This window comes from Bacillus sp. AFS001701, from assembly GCF_002559405.1.
In the GTDB taxonomy this organism is placed as follows: Bacteria; Bacillota; Bacilli; order Bacillales; family Bacillaceae_G; genus Gottfriedia.
In genome coordinates this window covers 1-440 of record NZ_NTZO01000453.1, presented here as the reverse complement: position 1 = coordinate 440, position 440 = coordinate 1, and the positions used below count along the sequence as shown (strand labels likewise).

Annotated in this window: 1 protein-coding gene; it reads left to right on the top strand. The window is 35.9% G+C overall.

From position 1 onward, the window contains the following. Positions 1–328: YozE family protein (locus CN514_RS21010; protein WP_217993951.1), on the top strand; the 328-nt coding region annotated here is incomplete at its 5' end. Positions 329–440 lie beyond the last annotated feature (112 nt).

Sequence of the window (440 nt, the reverse complement as noted above, 5' to 3'; positions counted from 1 at the left end):
ACTAACTAATGCATTAGTTAAACAACAAACTGCTCTGGGTGATCCCCTAAAAAACAAAGGGAGAATAAACATGATAAGGATAGATTTTAAAACGTATTTAGGCTTATTTATTGAGGACGAAAGCAGCATTGGAAGATTAGCCCGCAGTGTTCAACACGATGACGATTTTCCAAAAGAGATAAAAGTTTTTGAGGAACTGGAAACTTACTTGAAATTTAAAGGAACTGACAAAGTGTTCTTAGGATTTGCAAAAGAAGCATGGGAGAAATATCAAGATCCAAACCGACAATTGACGATTCACGAGCGTTGGAGTATGGACGAGTGGTAAAAAAATCAAAAAAGGGCATATCAAAGGTAAGCCAAAAACTATTGTGCCAGTAAAGATCTTTGCAAATAAAACGACTACTTTAAGTAAACCTAATGCAACTAACGCAGTGCAT